Source organism: Hymenobacter nivis, assembly GCF_003149515.1.
GTDB lineage: Bacteria > Bacteroidota > Bacteroidia > Cytophagales > Hymenobacteraceae > Hymenobacter > Hymenobacter nivis.
This window is the reverse complement of sequence record NZ_CP029145.1, coordinates 3,177,703-3,202,639: the sequence shown is the minus strand read 5'-3', so window position 1 is coordinate 3,202,639 and position 24,937 is coordinate 3,177,703. Positions and strand designations below refer to the sequence as shown.

22 protein-coding genes are annotated in these 24,937 nt (G+C 61.2%); 16 read left to right on the top strand and 6 right to left on the bottom strand.

The genetic code is table 11. The features are described from left to right. The first annotated feature begins 177 nt into the window (after positions 1–177). On the top strand, positions 178–1,593 hold the full coding sequence (locus DDQ68_RS14170; protein WP_109656885.1) for a carbohydrate porin: 1,416 nt from the start codon (positions 178–180) through the stop codon (positions 1,591–1,593). Between the two features lie 114 nt (positions 1,594–1,707). Here the strand turns inward: DDQ68_RS14170 and DDQ68_RS14165 are convergent, their stop codons facing one another. Beyond that, complete coding sequence (locus tag DDQ68_RS14165; RefSeq protein WP_109656884.1) at positions 1,708–1,920, bottom strand: hypothetical protein; 213 nt, start codon at positions 1,918–1,920, stop codon at positions 1,708–1,710. 399 nt (positions 1,921–2,319) lie between these two features. On the opposite strand from DDQ68_RS14165, the gene DDQ68_RS14160 reads away from it, so the two are divergent. After that, positions 2,320–3,330, top strand: a complete 1,011-nt coding sequence (locus tag DDQ68_RS14160; RefSeq protein ID WP_162550114.1) for a DUF3667 domain-containing protein — start codon at positions 2,320–2,322, stop codon at positions 3,328–3,330. Between the two features lie 127 nt (positions 3,331–3,457). Here DDQ68_RS14160 and DDQ68_RS14155 read toward each other — a convergent pair whose 3' ends face one another. Further along, positions 3,458–3,961 carry a hypothetical protein gene (locus DDQ68_RS14155; protein ID WP_109656882.1) on the bottom strand — a complete coding sequence of 168 codons (504 nt, stop codon included), beginning with the start codon at positions 3,959–3,961 and terminating at the stop codon, positions 3,458–3,460. Between the two features lie 217 nt (positions 3,962–4,178). Between DDQ68_RS14155 and DDQ68_RS14150 the strand changes: the two genes are divergently transcribed. Continuing rightward, positions 4,179–5,126, top strand: a complete 948-nt coding sequence (locus tag DDQ68_RS14150) for a 3-oxoacyl-ACP synthase III family protein (RefSeq protein ID WP_109656881.1) — start codon at positions 4,179–4,181, stop codon at positions 5,124–5,126. A 79-nt stretch (positions 5,127–5,205) separates the two neighbouring features. Next, positions 5,206–5,610 carry an alternative ribosome rescue aminoacyl-tRNA hydrolase ArfB gene (gene arfB, locus DDQ68_RS14145; protein WP_109656880.1) on the top strand — a complete coding sequence of 135 codons (405 nt, stop codon included), beginning with the start codon at positions 5,206–5,208 and terminating at the stop codon, positions 5,608–5,610. Positions 5,611–5,766: 156 nt separating this feature from the next. On the opposite strand, the gene mgtE is transcribed toward arfB, so the two are convergent. Beyond that, the gene (mgtE, locus tag DDQ68_RS14140; protein ID WP_245897049.1) at positions 5,767–7,149 is read right to left on the bottom strand and encodes a magnesium transporter; all 1,383 of its coding nucleotides are present in this window, start codon (positions 7,147–7,149) and stop codon (positions 5,767–5,769) included. Between the two features lie 167 nt (positions 7,150–7,316). Between mgtE and DDQ68_RS14135 the strand changes: the two genes are divergently transcribed. Together DDQ68_RS14135 and DDQ68_RS14130 are read left to right on the top strand one after the other, a co-directional pair. Beyond that, complete coding sequence (locus tag DDQ68_RS14135) at positions 7,317–8,126, top strand: cyanophycinase (RefSeq protein WP_162550113.1); 810 nt, start codon at positions 7,317–7,319, stop codon at positions 8,124–8,126. 65 nt (positions 8,127–8,191) lie between these two features. Next, positions 8,192–9,199: a toxin-antitoxin system YwqK family antitoxin gene (locus DDQ68_RS14130; RefSeq protein WP_162550112.1), complete on the top strand. Its 1,008-nt coding sequence runs from the start codon at positions 8,192–8,194 to the stop codon at positions 9,197–9,199. Positions 9,200–9,216: 17 nt separating this feature from the next. Here DDQ68_RS14130 and DDQ68_RS22915 read toward each other — a convergent pair whose 3' ends face one another. Next, complete coding sequence (locus DDQ68_RS22915; protein WP_162550111.1) at positions 9,217–9,576, bottom strand: YraN family protein; 360 nt, start codon at positions 9,574–9,576, stop codon at positions 9,217–9,219. 163 nt (positions 9,577–9,739) lie between these two features. Between DDQ68_RS22915 and lipB the strand changes: the two genes are divergently transcribed. From lipB to porN, 10 genes are all read left to right on the top strand, one after another. Beyond that, the gene (lipB, locus tag DDQ68_RS14120; RefSeq protein WP_109656876.1) at positions 9,740–10,492 is read left to right on the top strand and encodes a lipoyl(octanoyl) transferase LipB; all 753 of its coding nucleotides are present in this window, start codon (positions 9,740–9,742) and stop codon (positions 10,490–10,492) included. 80 nt (positions 10,493–10,572) lie between these two features. Then, a complete protein-coding gene (locus tag DDQ68_RS14115; protein ID WP_109656875.1) occupies positions 10,573–10,995 on the top strand; it encodes a hypothetical protein in 423 nt (140 codons plus the stop codon). 48 nt (positions 10,996–11,043) lie between these two features. Then, positions 11,044–12,114: an MraY family glycosyltransferase gene (locus DDQ68_RS14110; RefSeq protein WP_245897048.1), complete on the top strand. Its 1,071-nt coding sequence runs from the start codon at positions 11,044–11,046 to the stop codon at positions 12,112–12,114. Between the two features lie 26 nt (positions 12,115–12,140). Beyond that, entirely contained in the window at positions 12,141–13,349 is a 1,209-nt protein-coding gene (locus tag DDQ68_RS14105; protein ID WP_109656874.1) for a DUF4271 domain-containing protein, read from the top strand. Between the two features lie 81 nt (positions 13,350–13,430). Continuing rightward, positions 13,431–14,219 carry a uroporphyrinogen-III synthase gene (locus DDQ68_RS14100; RefSeq protein ID WP_109656873.1) on the top strand — a complete coding sequence of 263 codons (789 nt, stop codon included), beginning with the start codon at positions 13,431–13,433 and terminating at the stop codon, positions 14,217–14,219. A gap of 202 nt (positions 14,220–14,421) precedes the next feature. After that, on the top strand, positions 14,422–15,417 hold the full coding sequence (locus DDQ68_RS14095) for a PorP/SprF family type IX secretion system membrane protein (protein WP_109656872.1): 996 nt from the start codon (positions 14,422–14,424) through the stop codon (positions 15,415–15,417). Between the two features lie 241 nt (positions 15,418–15,658). Then, positions 15,659–16,678, top strand: a complete 1,020-nt coding sequence (porK, locus tag DDQ68_RS14090) for a T9SS ring complex lipoprotein PorK/GldK (RefSeq protein ID WP_070742779.1) — start codon at positions 15,659–15,661, stop codon at positions 16,676–16,678. A gap of 58 nt (positions 16,679–16,736) precedes the next feature. Then, positions 16,737–17,543 carry a type IX secretion system motor protein PorL/GldL gene (gene porL, locus DDQ68_RS14085; RefSeq protein WP_109656871.1) on the top strand — a complete coding sequence of 269 codons (807 nt, stop codon included), beginning with the start codon at positions 16,737–16,739 and terminating at the stop codon, positions 17,541–17,543. A 55-nt stretch (positions 17,544–17,598) separates the two neighbouring features. Beyond that, positions 17,599–19,185, top strand: coding sequence for a type IX secretion system motor protein PorM/GldM (gene porM / locus DDQ68_RS14080; RefSeq protein WP_109656870.1), 1,587 nt, complete (start codon positions 17,599–17,601; stop codon positions 19,183–19,185). Between the two features lie 62 nt (positions 19,186–19,247). Then, positions 19,248–20,234, top strand: a complete 987-nt coding sequence (porN, locus tag DDQ68_RS14075) for a type IX secretion system ring subunit PorN/GldN (RefSeq protein ID WP_109656869.1) — start codon at positions 19,248–19,250, stop codon at positions 20,232–20,234. 96 nt (positions 20,235–20,330) lie between these two features. Here the strand turns inward: porN and uvrC are convergent, their stop codons facing one another. Both uvrC and DDQ68_RS14065 read right to left on the bottom strand, forming a co-directional pair. Continuing rightward, positions 20,331–22,142, bottom strand: coding sequence for an excinuclease ABC subunit UvrC (uvrC, locus tag DDQ68_RS14070; protein WP_109656868.1), 1,812 nt, complete (start codon positions 22,140–22,142; stop codon positions 20,331–20,333). Between the two features lie 417 nt (positions 22,143–22,559). Next, positions 22,560–24,908 (bottom strand): penicillin-binding protein 1A, encoded by a 2,349-nt coding sequence (locus tag DDQ68_RS14065; protein ID WP_109656867.1) that lies wholly within the window; start codon positions 24,906–24,908, stop codon positions 22,560–22,562. Between the last annotated feature and the right edge of the window lie 29 nt (positions 24,909–24,937).

Below are 24,937 nucleotides of genomic sequence, written 5' to 3'. Positions count from 1 at the left end.
CTACCCGTTTGGATGTGCCGGGGCAGTTTAGCTATTTCACCGCGGCCCATATTTTTTTGCAAGGCACGGTGCAGCAAGTGAGTTAATATCATGAAGATTAGGTGAATAATGTGCGGGCTCCGGCGAGTGGCCTACCTTTACCGGGCATATTGCCCGCGCCTCTAGCCTTTTCAATTGATGTCTTTTTACTTCTCGCGGGTGCCGTGGGTAGCTGCCCTAAGCTTGCTCGCTGGCACAGCCTACGGCCAGGGCGCCGTGACGCCGCCCTCATCGGCCACGCCGCGCAAACCCCCGGCAGGGGCCTCGGCCCAGGAGCCGGTGCACGTAGACAACGGCCAGCCCAACGACTACCACGGCTGGAGCCTGCACTTTCAGCAAACTATTATCCGGCAGTGGCATGCCAATTTTTCGGCGCCGTATTCGGATAGCCTAAGCCTACAGCCGCGTGAAAACGCCAAGACGTCGCTCACGACGACCCTGTACCTGGGCCGCCGGCTCTGGAAAAATGCTACCGCCATCCTCAACCCCGAGGTATCGGGGGGCAATGGCCTGAGCAGCGCCTCGGGCCTGGGCGGCGCCCTCAACGGCGAAACCTTCCGGGTGGGCTCGCCCGAGCCGGTGCTCTACCTGGCGCGCCTGTATTTGCAGCAGCGCTTTGCGCTGGGCCCTGAGGAGGTGGACGACGACGACGACCTCAACCAGGTGGGTGGGTCGCGCCCGGTGCGCTACCTCAGCATCACGGCCGGTAAAATCTGCCTGGCCGACTACTTCGACCAGAACAGCTACTCGCACGACCCGCGCACCCAGTTTATGAACTGGACGCTGATGAGTGCCGGTGCCTGGGACTACGCCGCCAATACCCGCGGCTACACCGTGGGCGGCGTTGTCGAGTACATCGTGCCCGGTTTCGCGGTGCGGGCCTCGTCGGCACTACTGCCCACCTATGCCAACGGCCCAGCCCTCGACTACAACTACTCCAAAGCGCACGGCGAAACCGTAGAAATTACAAGAACTTACCATATGCGCGGCCACCAGGGCACGGTGCGCGTGCTGGGCTTCCACAATGTGGCGGCGATGGGCAGCTACGCGCAAACCCTGGTGTCGCCCTATGTAGAAGGGCGGCCCAACATTATCAGCGTGCGCGGCCCCAGCCATGGCAAAACCGGCTTTGCCATCAATGTGGAGCAGGAGCTGAGCAGTGAGCTGGGTGCCTTTGGCCGCCTGAGCTACAATGATGGTAAGAATGAAACCTGGGCTTTTACGGAGGTAGACCAAAGCCTGAGCCTGGGCCTGGTGAGCACGGGTGCCCGCTGGCAACGCGCCACCGACCGCTTGGGGCTGGCCGCTGTGGTCAACGGTATTTCGCCCGGCCACCGCAACTACTTGGCCGCTGGCGGTTACGGCTTCATGCTCGGCGACGGGGCCCTGAACTATGCTCCCGAGTTCATCACGGAGCTGTACTATAGCATTGATATTCCAAAGTACCACGCCGCCATTACGCCGGATTATCAGCTGGCCATAAATCCGGGTTACAACCACGACCGCAAGGGCCCCATTCATGTGGTGGCGCTGCGTGTGCACGTTGAGTTTTGACGAGCGACGCCCGCACGTAGGGCCCCCGGGGCCCTCCGTGCGGGCGGGGGGGGCGGCCGGGCCGAAGCCGCCGCTGGTGTGCCGCACCGCCCCGTGGTTCAGCCGCGCCGGCCTCTACTGGTAGGGCGGGCCCCCGGGTGGGGCGCCGGCTGCCGGGGCCCCCACGTGCAAGTGCAGCGAGCCGAGCACGAGGCCGCGCAGGTGCATGGCCCGCGGTAGCAAGCGGGCGCGCAAGCTGCTGCTGGTTAGCCGATACTGGCCGTGCGTTTGCTGGGCGACTTGCTTTTCTGAGGTGCGGCGCAGCCAGGGGCGGAAGCCCGGCCACACAGCCAGCGCCAGCAGGGCCCCGAGCCAACCCGGGCCCCACAGGCCGCGGCAGGGCCAGTGGGGCGGGCGTACCGGGCAGAAGCACCGGCATTGGATACGGCAAGGTAATGAAGCACTTTCAACGGAAAAGGTACCGGCGCAGGTTGCGGCTTCCAGCGGGCCGGGGTCCCTGGGGCCCGGCCCGCGCCGGGATGGGCCCGCACGATATGTTTGCGCCAATGGCCCGGCCACCGGCCGCCGCGGCTGGGGCCTTTTCCTCCGTTGGCGCTCATGGCCCACCACGCTACCCAACCAGCCGACTGCGCCAATTGCCACTATACTTTCGTGCCCGGCGAGCCCTGCGAATTCTGCCCCCGCTGCGGGTAGCAAAACCACGCCGTTGAAATCAGCTTCGGGCACGTGGTCGAGGAGTTTCTGGAGGGCATCTTCCACTCCGACGGCAAGGTGTTCTGCACGGCGGGGCTGCTGCTGTTTCGGCCCGGCGAGCTGACGCGGCGCTTTTTGGCCGGGCAGCGCGTGCCCTACGTGCCACCCATCCGGCTGTACGTGTTCATCAGCTTCGTCTTTTTTCTGCTTCTGGGCACAGTTTTCAGCTACGAAGAAGAAGAGGCCCCCGAACAAATCGCGAAGCCCGCCGCCACGAAAAAAAACGTCGTTCCCGCGCTCGTTGCCAATGACGACAGCATCACGTTCTTTCAGGGCCCCAAGGCCGGGCGAGCCGCCAGGAAAGATGCTAGCGAAGCCATTCGGAAGGCTTTGGCCACCACGGTAGACAGCCTAGCGGCGGCCCCGGCCACGCCCGAACAGCAGAAAGTATTGGAGATTGCGCGGCGTGTACAAGCGCGCACGGTGGCCGCGGCCCGCAATGGCGGGGGCATCCAAATTGCCTTCGCAGCAATAAAAAAACTGCCGGTGCACCCCACCGAGGCCCAGGCCGATTCGGTGCTGCGCAGCTACGGCGAAGTGCCAAGCTTTTTCAGCCGGCTGGCGGTGCGGCGTGCGGTGCGCTGGCGCGACTCGACCCGCGAGGAAACTGTGCACCAGGCGCTGCGGGCGGGCTCCGTCCTCCTGTTTTTGCTGATGCCGCTGGCCGCGCTGCTGCTCAAGGGAGCTTATTTTCGGCAGCACCGCTACTACCTCAGCCACCTGGTGTTCACCATCCACATGCAGTGCTTCTTGTTCATTCTCATCGGCTTACTCATTGGGCTCGATAAGCTGCACGTCCCAAATTGGCTGAGCAACCTGCTCCGCCTGGCGTCCATCGTGTACTTCGTGGTGGCGCTGCACACTTTTTATCAGCAAAGCTGGGGCAAGACGGTAGCGAAGTCGCTGCTGCTGGGTGCGGCCTACAGCGGCGTGCTGCTGCTGGTGGTGCTGGCCGTGGGGCTGGCCGGCGCCGCCCTGTTTTAAGTTGCTCGTTGTCAGTTGCTTGTTGCTAGTTAATTTGTAAATGATTGACTGACAACAAGCAACTGACAACGAGCAACTGACAACGAGCAACTAACAACGAGCAACTGACAACGAGCAACTAACAACCCTAGCGGCCCCGCACTTTGTCGAACAGGCCCCGGGTGCGCTCGCCGATGGTTTTGTTGCGCTGCTTGAATAGCACGAACCGCACCGACAGCGCCGAGGGGAACCGCGCCCAGTCGTTGCTGTGGATTTCTACGCTCGGCTTGAAGTCGTAGCTGAGTACCAGGGGCAGGAAGGCAATTTTGTACTCGATGCCGATGATGCCGTCGAAGCCGCCGAAGCGGCCGGTGTCTTTGTTGTTGCCCAGGTGGCCGCCGGCCCCCAGGTAGTAGTTCAGGCTGCGCCCCAGAATGCCGAAGTGGTACTCGCCCAGCACCGTGCCCGTTATCTCGCGTGAGGCCAGGCCCACCAGGCCTTCCAATGTCACGCGCGAGGCCACCGCCTGCTGCACCGTGATGCCGTAGGGGCTGCCCAGGCGCAGGCCTGCGGCGGTGCGGTACTTCTGGGCGGCGGCGGGCTGGGCCAGTCCTGCCCCCAGCAGTATCAGCAGCAAGGTGTTGGGTTTCAAAAGGAGACGAAAAAAGGCCATAATCTTATACCGGGCGCCGGTGAACTTCGCCCGGCATCGGGCGTTTGAACGCGCAACAGGGCCTTTTTGATACGCTTGGGGCGCGGCGGCTGCTACCCGGGGCGGCCCGGGCCCCGTACTTTTGCGGCCGTTTAGCTTTGGCTTTTCTTCATGGGGAGACCATATCGGTCTTTTCTCGCGCTAATTACCACCCTCCGTGTATTTACACCACGTGGCCGCTTACCTGCCGACGGCTGTCGTCACCAACGAGTACTTCACCCGCCTCAACGGACTGGCTTCCGACTGGATCACTGAGCGCACCGGTATCCGGGAGCGCCGCAAGGCGGGTCCTGGCGAAAACGCCAATACCATGGCCGTGGCCGCCACCCAGGCGCTGCTGGCCGAAATTCCGGCGTTCGACGCATCCAGCATCGACCTGATTGTGGTCGGCACCTACACCCCGCACGACACCATTTACACCGCCGCCCACGCTGTGCAGCGCGCGCTCAACATCAACGACATTCCGACGGTGAGCATTTCCTCGGCCTGCTCGTCGCTGCTGAACGCCGTAGAGATTGTGGAAGGGTACTTCGCCATGGGCAAGGCCCGCCGTGCCCTGGTAGTGGTGAGCGAGCACAACACGGCCTACAACAACGAGGAAGATACAATTGCCGGCCACCTGTGGGGCGACGGCGCAGCGGCCCTGCTCATCACCAAGGAGCCGCTGGGGCCCCAGCCGCTGCGTATTGCCGAGGTCATCACCGGCGGGGCGGCCCCCGTGGGCAAGGCCGACGAGGCCGTGACGCTGAAGCCGGTGGAGAAAGGCATTGTGATGCCGTACGGGCGCGACGTGTTCCAGCAGGCCTGCACCTACATGACGCGCGTGACGCAGACGCTGCTCGACCGCCACCACCTCGTGGCCAACGACCTCACCTACCTCATCCCGCACCAGGCCAACCTGCGCATTTCGGTGAACGTGACCAAGCAGCTGGGCCTCGACCCCGAGCGGGCCGTGAACAACATCCAGCGCCTGGGCAACACGGGCTGCGCCGGCGCCGCCATCGGCCTGGCCGAAGTCTGGGACACGCTGCGCCCCGGCAACAACGTCATCGTCACTGTGTTCGGCGGCGGCTACTCATACGGCGCCATGCTGCTAACCAAATAGTTAACAGTTATCAGTGAGCAATGAACATTTAACAGTCGTTCGGGCTGCCTGAACGGCTATAAACTACTCACTGAAAATCATGCTGCCGCCCACCGCCGCGTTTCTGCCCGAAATCGTTTTCCAGACCAGCCGCGCCAGCGGCCCGGGGGGCCAAAACGTGAACAAGGTGGAAAGCCGCGTGGAGTTGCGCTGGCACCTGCTGGACTCGCAGGTGCTGGCCGATGAGCAGAAGCAGCTCATCCTCGAAAAACTGGGGCCCCAGCTCACGGCCGACGGCCTGCTGCTGCTCACCGCCCAGGACGACCGCAGCCAGCTCCGCAACAAGGAAATCGTGCTGGCCCGCTTCCACGCGCTGTTGCTCAAAAGCCTGCACCGCCCTAAGCCGCGCCGCGCCACCAAGCCCAGCCGTGGCGCCGTGCGCAAGCGCCTGGAAGGCAAGAAGATCCAAAGCGATAAAAAAGCCAACCGCCGGCGGCCGGAGTGAATTGGTAAATGAGTGAGTTGGTGAATTTAAAGCAGGAATTACCTTAATTCACCAACTCGCTAACTCACTCATTAAAGCTGTTTAGGAAGTCTGGAAATTCAAAATTGAACGCTAGATGAGCATGACGGTCTGACGACTTCCTAAACGGCTTCATTGTCAAAGAAGTGTGCCGCGGAGCACCAGCAGCGCCACCGAGAAGTAGATGATGAGGCCCGTCACGTCGACCAGCGTGGCCACGAAGGGCGCGGATGACGTGGCCGGGTCGAGGCCCAGCTTCTTGAGGATGAGCGGCAGCATGGAGCCCGCCAGCGAGCCCCACAGCACGATGCCCACCAGTGCGAAGCCCACCGTGAGGCCCACCAGCACCCAGTGGGGACCGTAGATGGGCGTGATGCTCTGCCAGATGGCGATGCGGCTGAAGCCGACTATGCCCAGGATAAGGCCCAGCAGGAGGCCCCCCACTATTTCGCGGCGCAGCACCTGCCACCAGTCGCTGAGCTTGAATTCGCCGAGGGCCATGGCCCGGATGATGAGCGACGTGGCCTGCGAGCCCGAGTTGCCGCCCGAGCTGATAATCAGGGGAATGAACTGCACCAGCACGATGGCCTTTTGCAGTTCGCCTTCGAAAAACTGCATGGCCGAGGCCGTCAATAGCTCTCCCAAAAACAGGATAACGAGCCAGCCGGCGCGCTTCTGCACCAGCCGTAGCAGGGGCATGGTGAGGTAGGGCTCCTCCAGGGCCTCCGAGCCGCCGAACTTCTGGATGTCTTCAGTGTCTTCCTGCTCCCGGATGCTGAGAATGTCGTCGAGCGTCACGATGCCGAGCAGAATGCCTTGGTCGCTCACCACGGGCAGGGCCACCCGGTCGTTGCGCCGGAAAACGTCGATGGCATCCTCTTGGTCCTGGCCGGCCAGCAGCTGCACGAAGCGGCGGTCCATGACGTCGCGCACCCGCACGGTGGGCGAAGCCAGCAGAATTTCGCGGATGCGGATGTCGTCCGTCAGCACGCCGTGCGCGTCGGTCACGTACAGCATGTTCAGCGTTTCGGACTGCCCGCCGTGCTGGCGCACGTAGTCGAGCACCTGCTGCACGGTCCAGTTCTCGCGGATGGCGATGTAGTCGGGCGTCATCAGCCGGCCCACCGAGTACTCGGGGTAGCCGAGTAGCTCCAGCGTCACCTTGCGCTCGGGCTCCGACAGGCTCTGAATGAGCTCGGCCACAAAATTGGCCGGCAGGAACTCGAGCAAGGTGGTGCGGTCGTCGGGCGACATCTCGTTGAGAATGTCGGCCATCTTGTCCTGGGCCAGGTTGTCGAGGAAGTGCCGCTGCACGTCCAGGTCGAGGTACTCGAATACCTCCGTGGCCAGGCTCAAGGGCAGCAGGCGGAAAATGATAAGCTGCTCCCGCTCGTCCTCGTTCTCGATGAGCGTGACCAACTCGGCCGGCTGGAAGTTGCGGAGTATTTGCTTAAGCTTAAAAAATTCACCCTCCTGAATCAGAGTTGTGATGGTTTCCACGGATGGCGACAATGGCATCATGGCAGGACGGGCGGTAGTGCTTCGCTAGGCAAGCAAGGTTGATGAAGGGATTACGCCACGAAATTACGCCGAAACCCGCCCCAGGCCGTATGCCCCGCACGGCCGGGGCCCCAAGTATCTGCCCGATACTGCCCATCTTGCCGCCCTTACCGCTTACCCGCTGCCCCATGCCCGACCTTTCCGCTGCTCCCCGCGCCACCCTGGCCCTCTACGGCGGCGGGGCCGACGAGGCCCTGGTGGCGCTGCTGGCCGGCCTGTTGCCCCACCCCGGGGCCCCCATCGAGGTGCTCACTACTGCCAGCACCGCCAACCCCGCTCGCACCGCCGCCTCCTACGCCCGCTCGTGGGAGGCGCGCGGCTGCCCAAATGTGGGCCACTTGGAGGTGGACGAGACCCACCCCGCCGACGCGCCGGCCACGCTGGCCCGCCTGCGCCGGGCGGCGCTGGTGTTCATCAGCGGCGGCAACCAGGAGCGCCTCACCCAGTTCCTGCTGGGCACCGAGTTTCTGGCCGTCCTGAGAGAGCGCTGCCGGGCCGACGAGGGCTTTATACTGGCCGGCACCAGCGCCGGGGCCGCCGGCCTAGCCGAGTTTATGCTGGTGGAGGGCCGCGGCTGGCGCAGCCTGCTGCCCGGCGGCGTGGCCGTGGTGCCCGGCCTGGGCCTGCTGCCGGGCGTGGTGCTCGACCAGCACTTTGCCGAGCGCCACCGCTATCCGCGCCTGCTGCACGCCGTGCTGGCCCACCCCACTTGCCTGGGCCTGGGCCTGAGCGAAGAAACCGGCCTACTGTTGCGCCCCGGCCAGCCCGCCGAAGTATTCGGCGACGAAGTAGTGTTCGCTTTCGACGCGGCCACGGCCCAGTACATCAGCCTAGTGGGCCCAGGGCCCCGGCAGCCCGTCAGCGGCCACGGGCTTACCACGCACTTGCTGGTAGCGGGCCAGCGGCTCGATTTGGCCACCCGGCGGGTGGTGGGGTAGGGCCCCAGCTGGGCACGAAACCGGCTACCTTTGCGTTGATGCCGCGAAAAAAATCCGTGCCGCTCATGCCAAATTTCCGTTGGGGTGCTCCATGGCTGGTGCTGCTGCTGGCGCTTGCCGGCGCCTGCGCCCGCCACCCCGTTTCCTTCAACTCGCGCCCCGAAGTGGCCCCGGCGACGATGGCTGTGGCCGCCGATACGCTCACCCGCGCCGCCGATTCGGTGGCCGGCCGCCCCTCGCTCAGCACCGCTCGCCGCGTGGTCATGAGCAAGGCCGAGGAGCGCGCCGCCAAGGACAAGGAGAAGGACGCCCAGCGCAAGCCATCCAAGAAAAAGAAAATTTTCCTCGGTGAGCGCGTCAAGCGGGGCTTTGCCAAGTCGGGGGGTAAGGGCCGCAACCAGGCCATCGAAATATTTTACTACCTCAAGTATTTTCAGCAGCCTAATGTGCAGGCACCGGCGCGCTTTTACTACGACCCGAAGAAGCATAAAATATTCAAAGCCGCCGCTGGTGAGCTGGATCCCGGCGCCAAGGTTCTACATGGGCCCTACAAAAAGCTGCAAAACAACAAGGTGATGGAAACCGGTTTCTACGCATTGGGCGTGAAGCACTTGCGCTGGGAGCGCTACGACCGCAACGGTACGCTGCTGAGCAAAACCCACTACGAGATGGGCTTCCCGCGCGACGCCAACATCACGTACTTCGACGCCGGCCACACCATGCTGAAGGAAGTGGTGCCCTACGTGAACGGCAAGCTGGAGGGCGACTACGCCCGCTACACCGCCACGGGCCAGCGCGAGTGGTCGGGCCAGTTTGAGAACGGCCGCCGCGTGGGTGTGTGGACGAACTACTGGCCGGTAAAACGCAATTTCCGCCACTTCGAATACCAGTACCCCGAAAGTGGCTACGATCCCGAAGTAGAGGAGCCCGAGCTACTCAAGCAGTTCACCCGCGACGGCCTGGCGGTGTACGACAAGGAGAAAAACATCGACAAGCGTGGCGAGCCCGAGCCCGTGGCCCCCGCCGGGGCCCGCCCGGGCCACGTGCTGCCCAAACGCGCCCAGGGCCGCTAGGGCCCCCAGCCCGCAGCTTAATAAAAGGCATCCTCAAACGCCTCAATGAGGAAGCCGCCGCCGCGGCGCAGCGTGAGGGCCAGGATGTCGAAGCGAATGTCACCGCGCCAGTCTAGCTCCTCCTGCAAGTGGGTGGCGGCCAGCCGGAACAGTTCCTTTTTGCGGGCCGAGACGAAGGTTTCCGGGGCCCCGTACTGGCCGCCGGAGCGCGTTTTTACTTCCACAAATACCAGCAGGGCGGTACCTTGGCGCAGCACCAGGTCTACCTCGGCGCGGCCGTAGCGGTAGCCGCGGGCCAGCACCTCGTAGCCGCGGGCGGTATAGAACTCGGCGGCGGCTGCTTCGCCGGCCTGGCCCAAGGCGTGGGGGGCGTGCATTGGGACAAGAAAAAGCTGTAACGAACCGTGCCAGGCTGGGGCCCCGGGCCGAACTCTGTGCCCGTTTGTACCTTTGTGGTGAGTGGGCGTTGCGGGCTGCGCGAAGGTAGGGCCGCGTCGCCGGGCCCCACAAGTAGCTATCCTTATCGACTTATCCGCACAGATGACCACTGCCCCTGCCACCCCCACTCTGCCCATTGCCGCCCCGCCCGCCCGGGCGCTGGCCGTGCAGCGGCTAGGCTTAGTGCCCTACGTGCCCACCTGGGCCCTGCAAGAAGAGCTGTTGGCGTCCACTGTGGCCATCAAAAATCAAAACCGCGAGGCCGCTGCCGCCGGCCGGCCGTCGCAGCCTACCCCCAACCACCTGCTGCTCTGCCAGCATCCGCACACCTACACGCTGGGTAAAAGCGGCAAGCCCGAGCACCTGCTGCTCAACGAAGCGGCGCTGGCCGCCCACGGCGCTACCTACCACCGCATCAACCGGGGCGGCGACATCACCTACCACGGCCCCGGCCAGCTGGTGGGCTACCCCATCCTCGACCTCGACAATTTCCGGCCCGACATCCACTGGTACCTGCGCACGCTGGAGGAAGCCGTCATCCAAACGCTGGCCGAGTACGGCTTGCGCGCCGGCCGCATTGCGGGCCTCACCGGCGTGTGGCTGGGCTGGGAAGAAGGGGCCCCCAACCCCCGCAAAATCTGCGCGATGGGCGTGAAGTGCAGCCGCTGGGTGACCATGCACGGCTTCGCCCTGAACGTGGCTCCCGATTTGGCCTACTTCGGCCACATCGTGCCCTGCGGTATTACTGATAAGGCCGTCACCTCGCTGGCCCAGGAGCTGGGCCGCCCCGTGGCGGTGGAAGAAGTGCAGGAGCGTCTGTTGCCTCATTTGCAGAAGCTTTTCGACGCCGCCTAGTTGGGGCCCCGGCACTGCCCCAACGCGGACCCCCAAAAAGCCTGTTCTTATCCGTTAAAATCCGTTAAATCTGCGGTCCTGTGAAGCAAGACATCTCCTTTGACCCCGTGGAAGGCGTGTCGGTGGCCATCGCCCCGGCCGAAGACGGGGCCCTGACGCCCGCCAGCCAGCCCGTGTGGCAGGTGTACCTGCTCAACCACAACGCCTACCCGCTGCGCAGCGTCATCGTGAACGCCCACGGCTACGGCCAGCAGCCCGACGGCGAAACGGTGCGCACCTCCACGCTGCGCTACCTGTTCGAGGAGGTGCCGCCCCGCACGGCCGTGCCCATCGAGCCCCTCGACCCCGCCCTGTTTCACCTCAATAACCAATACTGGGTGAGCTACTACCGCGGCGCGCAGATTTTCGACAAGAAATACATCTTCGTGCCCGACTCCATCGTGGCCGACAATTTTATTCCCATCGCCCTGCTCGGCGACCGGGTGGGCGTGCTGCATAGCTAGCGGGCCGCGGGGCCCCGGCCGCTACCTTTCCTTCCTTACTTCTACGCTATGAATCCCGTTGCTATTCAATTAGTGCTGTCGGCCGGCTGGGCCTTTTTAGTGGCGCTGTTCGCCGTGCCGTCCATCATCCAGATTGCCCACCTTAAAAACATGCTCGACACGCCCAACGGGCGCACCGTGCACTCGTCGCTGACGCCCCGGCTAGGTGGCGTGGCGGTGTTTGCGGGCTTCATGTCGGCTCTCACCATTTTCGGGCCCCTGCAAAACGGCGTGAAGGAGCTGCTGGCCGGCTGCATCATCCTGTTCTTCGTGGGTTTGAAGGACGACCTGGTGGGCATGTCGGTGTTCAAGAAATTTGTGGGCCAACTGCTGGCCACGGGCATCGTCATGATCATGGCCGACGTGCGGATTACCAGCTTTCAGGGTATTCTGGGCATCTATACCCTGCCGGTGGGCGTCAGCTACGCCTTCACGCTGGCCGCCATCGTGGGCATCACCAACGCCATCAACCTCATCGACGGACTCGACGGCCTGGCCGGTTCCATCGTGCTGATTATCATGGGCACGTTCGGCTTTTACTTTTATCATTACGGGGGCGAAGCGTATAGCAACTACGCCTTTGTAGCGGTGTGCTTGATGGGCGGCATGGTAGGTTTCCTGCGCTACAACTTTCACCGGGCCCCTATTTTTATGGGCGATACTGGCTCGCTGGTCTGCGGCTTCATCGTGTCGGTGCTGGCCATTCAGTTCATTGAATTGGGCGGGCAACCCGGCACGCGGCTGCCGTTCAGCGCCACGCCGGCGGTGGCGTTGGGCATTCTGTTCGTGCCCTTATTCGATACGCTGCGGGTGTTTGTGCTGCGCATGGCAGCCGGCAAGTCGCCCTTCGCGCCCGACCGCAACCACATCCACCACCGCCTGTTGGGCATGGGCTTCTCGCAAATCAGCACAGTGCTGCTGCTGGGGGTCCTCAACCTGCTCGTCATCCTGTTCGTGATTCAGTTCGCCGACCTCGGTAACCTGGCGCTCATCGGTATTCTGCTGGGCTTCTCGGTGCTGCTGAGTGTGTTCATTGGCGTGTACCAGAGCCGGTTGCGCCGCGAGGTCGTTACTGTTTAATTCCAGCCTCAATCTAGTTCCACGCTATGGCAGTGTCGCGCTTCGTTGCTGGTCGGTGGGCCCCGGGGCGGGGGCAGCGCGGCGCGTTGGGGCTACTGTTGCTGCTGTTGCTGCTGGGGGCCCTGCCCGGCCGCGCCGCCGAGTACCTGCCACTGCCCCCGGCCGCGCCCACCGGCCTCACCGCCGACTGGCTCATCCACGACGTGGGCCGCAACCGCCTCATTTTGTACCTGCCCGGCTACCACGCCCCGGCCCATGCCTACTACCAGTACGTACGCCTGCGCCGCGGCCAGCCGTTTCCGGTGGCCTTCGCGGCCCAGCGCGGCCTGAGCCTATTTGTTGACAACCAACTCATCTTCACCGCCGACCAGATAGGGCCCTATACCTTCGATTTGGCCCAGCGGCTGCCGGCGGGTCTGGCCCCGGGCACCCATCTGCTGGGCGTGTGGCAGCCCGGCGGCAGTCCGGCCCTGGCCTCGTTCACGGCAGCAGCTGCCGCCCCTCCCGACGCCCCTCCCGACACCACTGCAAAAATCGCCCAGATTCGGGCCCCCGACCCGCTGGGCCAAAACGTGCTGCTGAGCTTTTTGCTGGTGCTGGGGCTGCTCTACGGCGGGGTGCGCGCCACCTACCAGCCCGGCTTGGCCCGCGTGTTCCGGTTCGACGAGCTGTTCGGCAACACCCCCGAGCAAGGCACCTTCCTGGCGCGGCCGGCATTTTCGTTGCTCAATATGCTGCTGGTGTTGCTGTTCGGGCTCTCTTTCGCGCTGCTGCTCATTGCGTTGCACACGGGCCTCGAAAACCTGCCCTTGGTGCGGCAGTTCGTGGCCGTGCCCGAGCGCGCCATCGTGGCGCGGGTGCTGCTCTACGCGGCCCTCATTGCGGGCTTCGTGCTCGGCAAATACCTGTACGTGTCGCTGCTGGCCTACACCTTCGACTTGCGCGAGTTGGTAGCGGTGCAATACCGCGAGTTTTTGCGCACTACGCTGCTGGCCGGGCTATTCCTGCCCTTTGTGCTGCTCCTGTACCTGGGCCTAAACAGCAGCTACCCCGCCGCAGTGGCCGGTACGGCGGCGGCCGTCATCGCGCTGGTGCTGGTGGGCACCGTGCTGCGGGTGTTGCACACCGTGCACCAGCGGGCGTCACTGCTTAATCTTCATTTGTTTGCTTACCTTTGTGCTACCGAAATACTGCCCCTGCTCATTTTGCTAAGGCTGTTGGTGTTTACCACTTAGTTGCTGCCGGGCGGCCCCCGCCCAGCCTTTGCCCAGGTTTTCTTTCCTCTATCGTTCTAGCAGTACTCCTTTTCTTCTTGTATGGCCGAGAGTGCAGACACGCCGGGCATCGGCCGGCACACCAAGCGCATCCAAAGCATTTTGGTAACCCAGCCCAAGCCCACTACCGAAGTTTCCCCGTATTCGGCCCTTGCTGAGAAGTACGGCATTCGGGTTGATTTTCGGGAGTTTATCGAAGTTCAACCAGTCTCCTACAAAGACTTTCGGCGCGATAAAATCAATATTGCGGACTTTACGGCGGTGATTTTCACCAGCCGTAACGCCGTCGACCACTTCTTCCGCATTTGCCAGGAAGCCAAAATCGAGATGCCTGCCGAAATGAAATATTTCTGCATTTCGGAGCAGACGGCTAACTACTTGCAGAAGTACATCGTGTTGCGCAAGCGCAAGCTCTTTGTGGGCACGCGCACGGCGGCCGACTTGTTCGACGTCATCAAAAAGCACAAGGGCGAGAATTTTCTCTACCCGTGCTCTGATATTCGCAAAGACGACTTGCCGGTGTTTATGCGCGCCAACAACCTCAAGTTTACGGAAGCCGTCATCTATCGCACGGTGGCCAGCGACTTGTCGGATTTGTCGGACGTGAAGTACGACGTGCTGGCGTTTTTTAGCCCCTCGGGTATCAGCTCGCTGTTCGTCAACTTCCCCAATTTTGTGCAAGACGGTACCCGTATCGCAGCTTTCGGCCCCACCACGGCTAAGGCCGTGCGCGATGCCAACTTGGAGCTCGACATCGAGGCCCCCATGCCCAACGCGCCTTCTATGGCAGGGGCCATCGAGGCATATATTCGCCGCAATCAACAGGCCTGATAAAATAAAACAGGCCTCCTTTGAGCCAGTTTTTTTAACCGTTGATGAGAATTTCACAAACGCCGAAAACTTTGTTTTCGGCGTTTTGCGTTGGGCCCCGTACCAGGTCACGAGCCCGCGAATTAACCTTACATTTGAACGTACATCCCATGGTCTGTGCGTATCTCTGTGGCCTATTTCTCCTTTCCTTGGTTTCTACCCCATGAAAAAAAGCTTACTTGCCCTTCTCCTACTGGCCGGTGGCGCAGCTCCGGCCCTGGCACAACAGCAGCCCCAGTTCACCCACTACGGCTTCAATGGCATGTACCTCAACCCGGCGTACGCCGGCATTAAGGGGCAGGGCGAGGTTAACCTGATCGGCCGCTACCAATACTACAATCTCACTAATAGCCGGGGCGACGCCAACGGAGCCCCCCGCACGGGCTTGATTACGGCCTCGCTGCCCATTCTGGCCCTCAACGGCGGCGTGGGGCTGGCCGTGAGCTACGACCAAGCCGGGGAAGTACGGGTGACCAACACCGCTTTGTCGTATTCGCAGCACGTCAAGCTGGGGGCCGGTAAGCTGGGTTTCGGCATTCAGGGCACGTTCACCTACATCAGCGCGGGTACGTTCGTGGCCATTGATCCCATCGACCCTTACATTCCTTACAATGGGTCCGACCGCAAGTTTGATGCGGGGGCCGGCATTTGGTACGAGTCGCCAAAGTTCTATGCCGGTTTGAGCGCCAACAACTTACTGCGCTCCACTTATCACTTCGCCAACCAGTACGGCAATTCGGTTCCTTCTTATTTAGGAGAAAATCACGCTTATTTCACGGCAGGATACAATATTGAGGCATCTTCTTCCGTTGTTGTTACGCCCACGATTCTAGCCAAGGCCGTACTGCCCGGCAATTCTGGATCGAGCAACAAGTTTGGTAACACAAAAAATTATTCTTTTGAAGGAGGGCTACGGGCCACCCTTGATGATAAATATTGGATAGGTGCAAACTATAGGCTACAAGAATCCGTTTCGGGCTTAATTGGATTAAGCTTTGCTAAAGACAATGCAATTCGCGTAGGCTACGCTTTTGATTTTGTTGCATTTAATCAAGATGCGCGAGCCCTCAGTTCCCACGAAATTTTGCTCTCGTACCGCCTGCCTAAGCCCGGATTGATTCTCCGGCCGGCCATCCGCACGCCCCGCTACAGTTTCTAGCCTATCGAGCGACCGTTAAAAACGCTGTTTTTCACTTGGTAAGGCCCTTTATGGCCCCGCCTTTGCTGGTGCACCCACTGCACCAATCTGCTCATCAATTGTTGCGGGACATTTTTTACGCTTTTGCGGTGCTCACACCTGCGATAAAAAATTATTGTGCAATTGTGCTGGAAATTGTATATTTGCCAGCCGAACAACATAAACCGATAGCTCTGCCAATTCAACACGACTCTTTACTCCCATGAATAAGTTATTAGCATTATCCCTGTTCGCGCTTTCTGGAGCCCTTTTGGGGGGTTGCAGCTTTAGCAAGGGCTTCGAAGGCGAATTAGTCGGCGCACAGGACCGGCCTTATTACAATCCTCAAGAAGTACCTTTTGGAATGGTACCCTGCCCGGGCGGTACCTTTCATATGGGCCAGACGGACCAGGACATTTCCGCGTCGATGGTGAACATGAACAAGCAGGTGACTATCGCCGGCTTTTACATGGACGAGACGGAAATCACTAACAATAAATACCGTCAGTTCATCGAAGCAATCAAGCAGGACTCGCTGGATGTGCTCGGTGAGGAATACGTGATGACGGAATTGTACCCTGACACGACGGTGTGGGTACGCGACTTTACCTACCACATGGGCGACCCCCTGCTGGAATATTACTACACCCACCCGGCGTTCGACGATTATCCAGTGGTAGGCGTGGATTGGTTCGCGGCAAAATACTTTTGCAACTGGCGCACCAAATACCGCAACGCTACCCGCGAAGAGCGTGGCGATGCCGCCGACCCCAACTTCCGCTTGCCCTCGGAGGCTGAGTGGGAGTACGCTGCCCGCGGTGGCCGCGAAGGCGCTACCTATCCTTGGGGCGGCCCTTACTTGCGCAATACCAAAGGCTGCATGCTGGCCAACTTCAAGCCCGGCCGCGGCGACTATGTCAGCGATGGCTACGCCTACACCTCAGAAGTGGGCTCGTTCTTCCCCAACGATTTCGGCTTGTATGATATGTCGGGCAACGTAGCCGAGTGGTGCGACGATGCTTATATGGAAGCTTCGGTGCCCGTGGTGTGGGACTTGAACCCCACCAACCCCGACGACAACGAACCCCGCAAAGTGGTGCGCGGCGGCTCGTGGAAAGACATTGCTTACTTCCTCGAAACCGGTACCCGCAATTTCGAATACCAAGACTCGGCCCGCTCCTACATCGGCTTCCGCTGCTCGATGATTCAAATCGGTATGGGTTCCAATTCCAAGCTCAACTAATTTATATTAACCACCCAACCCACAATTAACCTTCCACACTTCTTTAACTTTTACTAAGATGGCCGCTAAAAAGAATTTTCTATATGACGATGTGATGCCCAAGGTGTATGGCATCGGTGCTGCAGTAGTTATTATTGGTGCACTATTTAAAATTCTGCACTGGAAAGGTGCTGATATTATGCTTATGGTGGGCTTGGGCACGGAAGCCGTTATCTTCTTCCTGAGCGCTTTCCAGCCCCACCAATCCGACCACGATTGGTCGCTGGTGTACCCCGAACTGAGCGAAGGCTACGACCCCAGTACCAATGACAACCGTTTCCGCGACAGCAAGCCGAACGGCCTGACTGGTAAGCTGGACGACATGCTGAAAAACGCCAACGTAACCCCCGAAGCCCTTGCTAACCTGGGCCAGGGCCTGAACCGCCTCAGCACCACTACGGCTCAGTTGGGCCAGTTGGGCGATGCTACCAATGTGACCGACGAGTACACGAAGAAAGTACGTACCGCCGCCGATTCGCTCGACAAAATCAACGTGGCTTACTCGAACACCGCGGCGGCTATTACGTCGCTGGCCGATGCTACGGGCGACGCTAAAGAGTATCACCAGCAGGTGCAGAACGTGACTAAGAACCTGGGGGCCCTGAATGCGGTGTACGAAATGGAATTGCAGGACGCCAACACGCATCTCAAGTCCATGAACCAGTTCTACGGTACGCTGGGCAAGGCCATGGACAACATGACCCAGGCCGGCAAGGACACTGAGCAGTTCCAGAAGCAAGTGGCCGACCTGACCGGCAACCTGACCTCGCTTAACCGGGTGTACGGCAATATGCTGAGCGCAATGCGCGTTCCTGCCCAAGCCTAAGGGAAGTGTCTTATCCTAATTATTCCTTATTACTCATTTCTAAAGGATATTCCTGATGGCGGGTGGAAAAGAAACACCGCGGCAGAAGATGATTGGCATGATGTACCTCGTGCTAACCGCTCTGCTTGCGCTGCAAGTGAACTCAGCAATTCTGCTGAAGTTCAAGTTCATCGACGACAGCTTAATTGGTGTGAACGATAAAACATCGGCGGCGGCCGATGGCACGGTAAAAGGCATTGAGGCCGCCGTGGTTAAAAACCAAAACCAGGCCCGTGACAAGGCCGTGCTGGCTCAAAGCGAAGAAATCCGCGAAAAGACCAAGACGATGGTGGCTTACCTGCGCGACCTCCGCGACAAGCTGGTAACGGCTTCGGATAACGTGAAAGGTGCTACCGAATACAAGAACATGAGCGCCGAGGATAAGGTAGCCATCACCATGATTGGGGGCACCAAGAATGGCTTGGCTTACCCAATGAAGGCCAAGCTGAACGATTACTCTTCGTACATCAAAGGCTATGTGCCCTCGGCCGTGCCGCTGGCGCTCGACGGTAAAGAAGACCCGCTGGTGAAAACCATGCCCGAGCAGGCCAACAAGGACTTCGCCGAGTTGAACTTCGAGAATACGCCGCTGGTAGCGGCCCTCGCCGTGCTGTCGCAGAAAGAAACCGAAGTGCTGAAATACGAGGCTGATGCCTTGTCGGCCCAAGCGCAGAAGGTCGGTGCTAAAACCATTGTATTTGACAAGATCGGCGCTTTCGCTTCGGCTGAGTCGAACACGGTGGCCGCTGGCACTAAGTACAAGGCCGAACTGTTCCTGACCGCCGCTGCTTCGAGCATCCACCCGTCGATGACGCTGAACGGCTCGTCGCTGGCCGTGGGCCCCGATGGCCACGGTAAAGTAGAGTTCACGGCCCGCCCCGGTAGCTTCGATGCTTCGGGCAATGCTAAGGCTTCGTGGACGGGTACGGTTCGCTTCAACCAGAACGGCCGCGACACCACCTTCAAAGTGCTGGTCCCTTACACCATCACCAAGCCGGTGATGCAGATTCAGTCGGCTTCGGTGCAGGCCCTGTACTTCAAGTGCGGCAACAAGCTGACCGTGAACGTGCCGGCCCTGGGGGCCCAGTACAAGCCCGGCTTCTCGGCTTCGGGTGCTACTACCATTACAGGCAGCAAGCTCGGCGATGTGACGCTGGTGCCCAACGCCCGCGAGGTAATCCTCAACGTGAGCAGCGGCGGCAACGCCATTGGCTCGCAAACCTTTCAGGTGCGCCCCATTCCTAAGCCTGAAATCAAATGTTTCGTAGGCGGCCGTGAGGCCAACGAGAAGCAAGGAACCCCTGGTACTGCCGTGCGTTCGTTGACGCTGAAAGCTGTGCCGGACGCCGGTTTCTTGACCTTCCTGCCCGATGATGCCCGCTTCCGGGTGTCGAGCTACGAGGTGACGCTGGTGCGCGGCAAGCGCCCCGCTATCCCTACCCGCACGATTTCGGGCCCCGATGCTAACCTGAGCGATGTAGTAAATGCTTACCGCGAAGGTGACCGCCTCTACATTGAAGTGAAAGGCGTGCAGCGCATGAACTTCCAGAATAATGTGGAGTCCGTGAACGTATCGCGCACTTTCAACATTCCGCTGCTGTAATACTAATCTATCCGGGTCCGGCGTTGACCGGCTGTTTCTATCCCCGCTTATCCCGCGTTCACATGAAAGCTACCCAAACTCTGGCCATTATGGCCGCCAGCCTGACGCTCAGCACCGCTGCTATGGCCCAGGAGCAGGCCACTACGGCCAGCAGCACGGGCTCGCGCCGGCCGATTCCGCTGTCCGACCAAATGTTCCGCAAAAGCATCTGGCGCGCCATAGACCTGCGCGAGAAGCAGAACAAGCCCATGTTCTCGGAAGGCAAGGAAATTAGCCGCGTCATCCTTGATGCCGTGAAGCGGGGCGAAATCCAGGCCTACCGCAACGATTCGCTAACCTCGACCTTCACCCCGGCCGAAGTGTCGTCCAACATGTCGTATGCTGATAAAACCAACGAACTGAGCGCCGACGAAAAAGCCGCTGGCTTTAGCGAGAGCGACCTGGGCGGCGGTGCCGCCGCCGATGACGGTTGGGGGGCCCCGGCTAAGAAAAAATCAACCGCTGCTACCACGCGCCGGCCTAAGCTGGGTGCCAACGGTAAGCCACTCAAGGACAAGCGCGGCAGGGTAATTTACGAGACGGTACCCGCCGTGGCCGCAGCGCCGGTGGTGAAAGTGTCCCCTGTGAACGAGTATCGGGCCAAGGACCTGTACCAGTTAGAGCTAAAGGAGGACATGATCTTTGACAAGAAACGGTCGCGTATGTACCACGACATCAAGACTATCGGCATCCTTGTGCCATCCACGCTACCGTCCAACGTGTCGGGAATCGAGAAAACCGTCGGTTATTTTAAATACAACGATTTAGTGAAGGTGTTCCGCGCCAACCCGCAGAACGCCATCTGGTTCAACTCCCAGAACGACGCCCAGCACAAGAACCTGGCCGATGCTTTTGAGCTGTGGCTGTTCAACTCCTACATTACTAAGGTGTCGAACGCCGGGGATGCGCGCCTCGACGACATCTACGGTGGGCAGCAGCAAGGCATTCTGGCCGCGCAGCAGACAGCCGCCGATTTGGTGGAGTACGAGTACAACTTGTGGTCTTTCTAAGTCACCAGTTCCGTAGCCGAACGTTTTAATAGAAAGGGGCCCCCGGCAGCAATGCTGGGGGCCCCTTGGCTTTAGGCCGAGGCCGTTGCCACGAGGTTACTCGGCGGGCTCGGCTTCCTGCTGGTCGAAGTAGGCTTGGAGCACCTTGGTTTTGGCTTTGCCGACTTCGGCGACTAGCTCGGCTTCGCTCAACTCGCGGATCTTCTTCACGGACTTGAACTTGTTCAGTAGCTTTTCGGCCGTGACGGGCCCCAAGCCTTTCACATCGGTTAGCTCGGTTTTGAGGGTGCCGGCGTCGCGCAGGGAGCGGTGGAAGGTGATGCCGAAGCGGTGCACTTCGTCGCGCATCCGCTGGAACAGGCGCAGCGACTCGCTCCGCTTGTCGATGTAGATGGGCAGCGGGTCGTTGGGCACGTAGATTTCCTCCAGGCGCTTGGCGATGCCGATGACCGGGATCTGGCCCCATAGGTTCAGGTCCTTCAGGGCCTTCACGGCCATGCTGAGCTGGCCCTTGCCACCGTCCACGATGACGAGCTGGGGCAGGCTGGCGCCCTCCTCGCTGAGGCGGCGGTAGCGGCGGTGCACCACTTCGTACATGGACTGGAAATCGTCGGGGCCCACCACGGTTTTGATGTGGTAGTGGCGGTAATCCCTCTTACTAGGCTTGGCGTTGCGGAAGCACACCATCGCCGCCACCGGGTTGTCGCCCTGGAAGTTCGAGTTGTCGAAGCATTCGATGTGCTTGGGCAAGTCCTTGAGGCGCAAGTCCTTCTTAATGGTTTCCATGATGCGCACCTCGTTCAGGTCCTTGCCACGCTCGTTCATGCTCTCCTTTTCCTTGCGCAGGTAGAGTACGTTTTTCAGGCCCAGCTCCAGCAGCTTGCGCTTGTCGCCGATTTGGGGCACGGCCAGCGCTACGCCGGGCAGCGGCAGCTCCAGGGCCACGTTGGAGAGCACTTCGCGGGCCTCGCTTTCAAAGTCCTGGCGCAGCTGCATCACCAGGGGCCCCAGGATTTCGGCGTCGGGCTCGTCGAGCTTCTTCGTCACTTCCAGGGTCTGGGTGAGGATGATGGAGCCGTTCATCACCTTCATGTAGGAGATGAAGGCGGCCTTCTCGTTCGAGGCAATGGCGAACACGTCGATGTTGGTCAGCGTGTCGCTCACGATCGTGCTTTTGGCCTGGAAGGCGTCGAGCTTGTCCAATTTCACCTTGAACTGGTGGGCCAGCTCGTACTGCATCTCCTGGGCGGCGCGGCCCATCTGCTCGCGGAAGTACTGCTTCGGAATGCGCAGATCGCCGTTCAGGATTTGCTTGATCTGGGTGATGTAGCCGTTGTAGGTGGCCTCGTCCTCCAGGTTCACGCAGGGGCCCTTGCAGTTGCCGATGTGGTACTCCAGGCACACCTTGAACTTGCCGGCCGCCACGTTGGCCGGCGCCAGGTTGTAGGTGCAGGTGCGCAGCGGGTACAGGGCCCTGATCAGCTCCAATAGCACGTTCATGGCCGTGCCCGTGGCGTAGGGCCCGTAGTAGCGCGAGCCGTCGGCCACCTTGTTGCGCGTGGGCAGCAGGCGCGGAAACCGCTCGCTGGTGAGGCAGAGGTAGGGGTAGGTTTTGCCGTCTTTCAGCAGGATGTTGTACTTGGGCTGGTGCTGCTTGATGAGGTTGTTCTCGAGCAAAAACGCGTCCGACTCCGAGTCCACAATCGTGAATTCCAGGCGCTTGATGTTGCGCACCAGCTGCTGGGTCTTCTTGTTGTGGTCGTTCTTGTTGAAGTAGCTGCTCACCCGCTTGCGTAGGTCGATGGCCTTGCCCACGTAGATGATGCCCTCGTCGTCGAAATACTTGTACACCCCCGGCCGGTGGGGGAGGTGGTTGATTTGGGCTTGTAAATCGGGGGAAGCGGCCATGCGAAAGCGAGGGAAAGGAAACAGTTGCGGAGTAGAACGACAAAACCGGCCCCGTTGTGCCGCAAATACCCCCGGGGCCCCTAAAAAGGCAAGCCGAAAAATTAAATCGCGGGTCCGACCCCCGATTTCGGACCTCGGAGGGTCCGTTTCGAGGGTCCGACCCCCGATTTCAGTCCTCAGAAGCTCAATTTAGCGCCTCGGAAGCTCAAAATCGGTCCTCCGAGGGTCTATTTGGAGCCAATTTGGTTCGAGATAGACCCTCAGAGGACCGATTTTAAGGGTTTAAGCCCCGAAATCGGGCCAATTGGGCTCTATCTCGGTCCTCGGAGGATGAAAATAGATCCTCTGAGGACCAAAATCGGGGGTCGGACCCCCGATTTAAATTGGCTGCCGCCGACCAGGGCCCCCGGGGGGTCCTTAAATATCCTGCTTGTTGGGGCCCTCCAGGTCGGGCTGGGCCATTTTCTGGTCATACGGGATGGTGTCGCGCTGGGCCGCGCCGGTGTACTTCGAGCAGTCAATCTCGATGCTCAGCGGCTTGGCCGGCAGCGGGAAGGGGCCCCGGTTGATGGCGATGTCCTTGTCGGCGTACACCTTCTTCATGAAGATGCCGTAGAGCGGCAGCGCCAGCCGGGCCCCCTGGCCGTAGGCCCCGGTGCGGAAGTGGATGCTGCGGTCCTCGCCGCCAATCCACATGCCGCAGACCAGGTCGGGGGTGATGCCCATGAACCAGGCATCGGAGTAGTTGGAGGTGGTGCCGGTCTTGGCCCCGATATCGTAGGGGAACTTGAAGCCCGTGTGCAGGATGGTGCTGGTGCCGCCGGGCTCGGTGGTGCTGGCTTGCAGCATGTTGGTCATGATGTAGGCCGTTTCCTCGCTCAGCACCTCCTTGGTCTGGGGCTGGAATTCGCGCAGCACGTTGCCGTTCTTGTCCTCGATGCGCGTCACCATCACTGGCGCGGTCCACACGCCCTTGTTCACGAAGGTGGCGTACACCCCGCAAAGCTCAAAAATGCTGCAATCGGAGGCCCCGAAGCCCACCGACGGTACCGCATCAATAGGCGAGGTGATGCCCAGGCGCTTGGCGTAGCCCACCACCACTTCGGGCGTGAGCTTGAGCACCAGCCACGCCGTGATGGAGTTCATGGAGCGGGCCAGGGCCTGGCGCAGCGTGAAGGTGCGCCCTGAGTAGTTGCCCTCGAAGTTCTGGGGCGTGTAGGGGGGCCGGCCGGCCACGGCCGGGAAGGTGGTGGGCACGTCGGGCCGCGGGTAGCACGGCGAGTAGCCCTGGTCGATGGCCGCCGTGTACACAATCGGCTTGAAGGTGGAGCCCGGCTGGCGCTTGCCCTGGCGCACGTGGTCGAACTTGAAGTACTTAAAGTTGGCGCCCCCCACCCAGGCCTTCACCTGGCCGTTCAGCGGGTTCATGGCCATGAAGCCGGCCTGCAAATAGCGCTTGTAGTAGGCCAGCGAGTCGAGCGGCGACATCAGCACTTCCCGCTCGCCCTGCCAGCTGAACACCTGCATTTTGTACTTCTTGCGCAGGTAGTAATTCACCGAGTCGCGGTTGCCTTCGTAGATGTTCATCAGCGACTTGTAGCGCTGGGTGCGGCGCATGGCAGTGTTCAGGAAGTTGGGGATGACCTGGCCGTTCTCGTCGCGCCAGGGCAGCTGGCCCTTCCAGTGGGCCGAAAACCACTTCTGCTGCAAGGCCAGGTGCTCGTTCACGGCCGCTTCGGCGTGCTCCTGCATCCGCGCGTCGAGGGTGGTGTAAATCTTCAGGCCATCGGCGTACAGGTCGTGGTCCGTCTCGCGGGCCCAGGCCAGCAGCGACTTGGCCACCTCGGTACGGAAGTACGGGGCCAGGCCCTTGGCCGGGTTTTCTACGTTGTAGTGCAGCACGATGGGTTGGGCCGTGTCGGCGGCCAGCTCGGCGGCCGGAATGTAGTGGGCCCTGGCCATCTGGCGCAGCACCCAGTTGCGGCGGCGGCGCGAGCGGTCGGGGTGCACCTTGGGGCTGAAGCGGCCGGGCGCGTTCACGATGCCCACCAGCGTGGCCGCCTCGGGCGTCGTCAGCTGGCGCGGGGCCTTGTTGAAGAACGTTTTGGCCGCCGTATTGATGCCGTAGGCGTTCGAGCCGTACTCCACCGTGTTCAGGTACATGCGCAGGATTTCGCGCTTCGTGTAGTTGCGCTCCAGCCGGATGGCCAGCAGCCATTCCTTGGTTTTGGCCACCAGGATGCCCACCTTGCCGCTGCCGTTCAGCAGGCCGTCGTTCAGGGTATTGGGCTGGTCGGGCCGGGTTTTGAACAGCACCTTGGCCACCTGCTGCGTGAGCGTGGAGCCCCCGCCGCCGTGTCCCAGCGCTACCACCGCCCGCGCAATGCTGCGCGGATCGATGCCCGAGTGCTGCTCGAAGCGCACGTCCTCGGTGGCCACCAGTGCGTCAATCAAGTTCTGGGGCAGGTCTTTGTACTCGGCGGGCGTGCGGTTCTCGCGGAAGTACTTGCCCAGCAGCATGCCGTCGGCGGAGTAGATTTCGGAGGCCAGCTCGGAGCGCGGGTTTTCGAGCGATTTCAGGTTCGGCATCCGCCCGAACAGGTTCAGGAAGTTGCTGTTCACGGCCAGCACGTAGCCCCCGGCCACCAGCGCACCGCCCACAAACAGCACCCACAGCGTGCGCACAAAAGCCGTGTAGCGCCCCGGCCGGGCCGGCGCAGGGGCCCCATTGGACCGGCGGGGCGTAGCAGCAGAGTAGTCAGGCATAAGCAAATAAGGGCAAAATCAACACGCAA

Bases quoted from the DNA above. Each gene is read 5' to 3' on its own strand.
- mgtE (WP_245897049.1), bottom strand. From the start codon at position 7,149: ATGATGCCATTGTCGCCATCCGTGGAAACCATCACAACTCTGATTCAG.
- DDQ68_RS14100 (WP_109656873.1), top strand. From the start codon at position 13,431: ATGGCCGAGAGTGCAGACACGCCGGGCATCGGCCGGCACACCAAGCGC.
- DDQ68_RS14130 (WP_162550112.1), top strand. From the start codon at position 8,192: ATGCCAAATTTCCGTTGGGGTGCTCCATGGCTGGTGCTGCTGCTGGCG.
- porL (WP_109656871.1), top strand. From the start codon at position 16,737: ATGGCCGCTAAAAAGAATTTTCTATATGACGATGTGATGCCCAAGGTG.
- DDQ68_RS14095 (WP_109656872.1), top strand. From the start codon at position 14,422: ATGAAAAAAAGCTTACTTGCCCTTCTCCTACTGGCCGGTGGCGCAGCT.
- arfB (WP_109656880.1), top strand. From the start codon at position 5,206: ATGCTGCCGCCCACCGCCGCGTTTCTGCCCGAAATCGTTTTCCAGACC.
- porK (WP_070742779.1), top strand. From the start codon at position 15,659: ATGAATAAGTTATTAGCATTATCCCTGTTCGCGCTTTCTGGAGCCCTT.
- porM (WP_109656870.1), top strand. From the start codon at position 17,599: ATGGCGGGTGGAAAAGAAACACCGCGGCAGAAGATGATTGGCATGATG.
- DDQ68_RS14170 (WP_109656885.1), top strand. From the start codon at position 178: ATGTCTTTTTACTTCTCGCGGGTGCCGTGGGTAGCTGCCCTAAGCTTG.
- DDQ68_RS14065 (WP_109656867.1), bottom strand. From the start codon at position 24,908: ATGCCTGACTACTCTGCTGCTACGCCCCGCCGGTCCAATGGGGCCCCT.
- lipB (WP_109656876.1), top strand. From the start codon at position 9,740: ATGACCACTGCCCCTGCCACCCCCACTCTGCCCATTGCCGCCCCGCCC.
- uvrC (WP_109656868.1), bottom strand. From the start codon at position 22,142: ATGGCCGCTTCCCCCGATTTACAAGCCCAAATCAACCACCTCCCCCAC.
- DDQ68_RS14105 (WP_109656874.1), top strand. From the start codon at position 12,141: ATGGCAGTGTCGCGCTTCGTTGCTGGTCGGTGGGCCCCGGGGCGGGGG.
- porN (WP_109656869.1), top strand. From the start codon at position 19,248: ATGAAAGCTACCCAAACTCTGGCCATTATGGCCGCCAGCCTGACGCTC.
- DDQ68_RS22915 (WP_162550111.1), bottom strand. From the start codon at position 9,576: ATGCACGCCCCCCACGCCTTGGGCCAGGCCGGCGAAGCAGCCGCCGCC.
- DDQ68_RS14110 (WP_245897048.1), top strand. From the start codon at position 11,044: ATGAATCCCGTTGCTATTCAATTAGTGCTGTCGGCCGGCTGGGCCTTT.
- DDQ68_RS14135 (WP_162550113.1), top strand. From the start codon at position 7,317: ATGCCCGACCTTTCCGCTGCTCCCCGCGCCACCCTGGCCCTCTACGGC.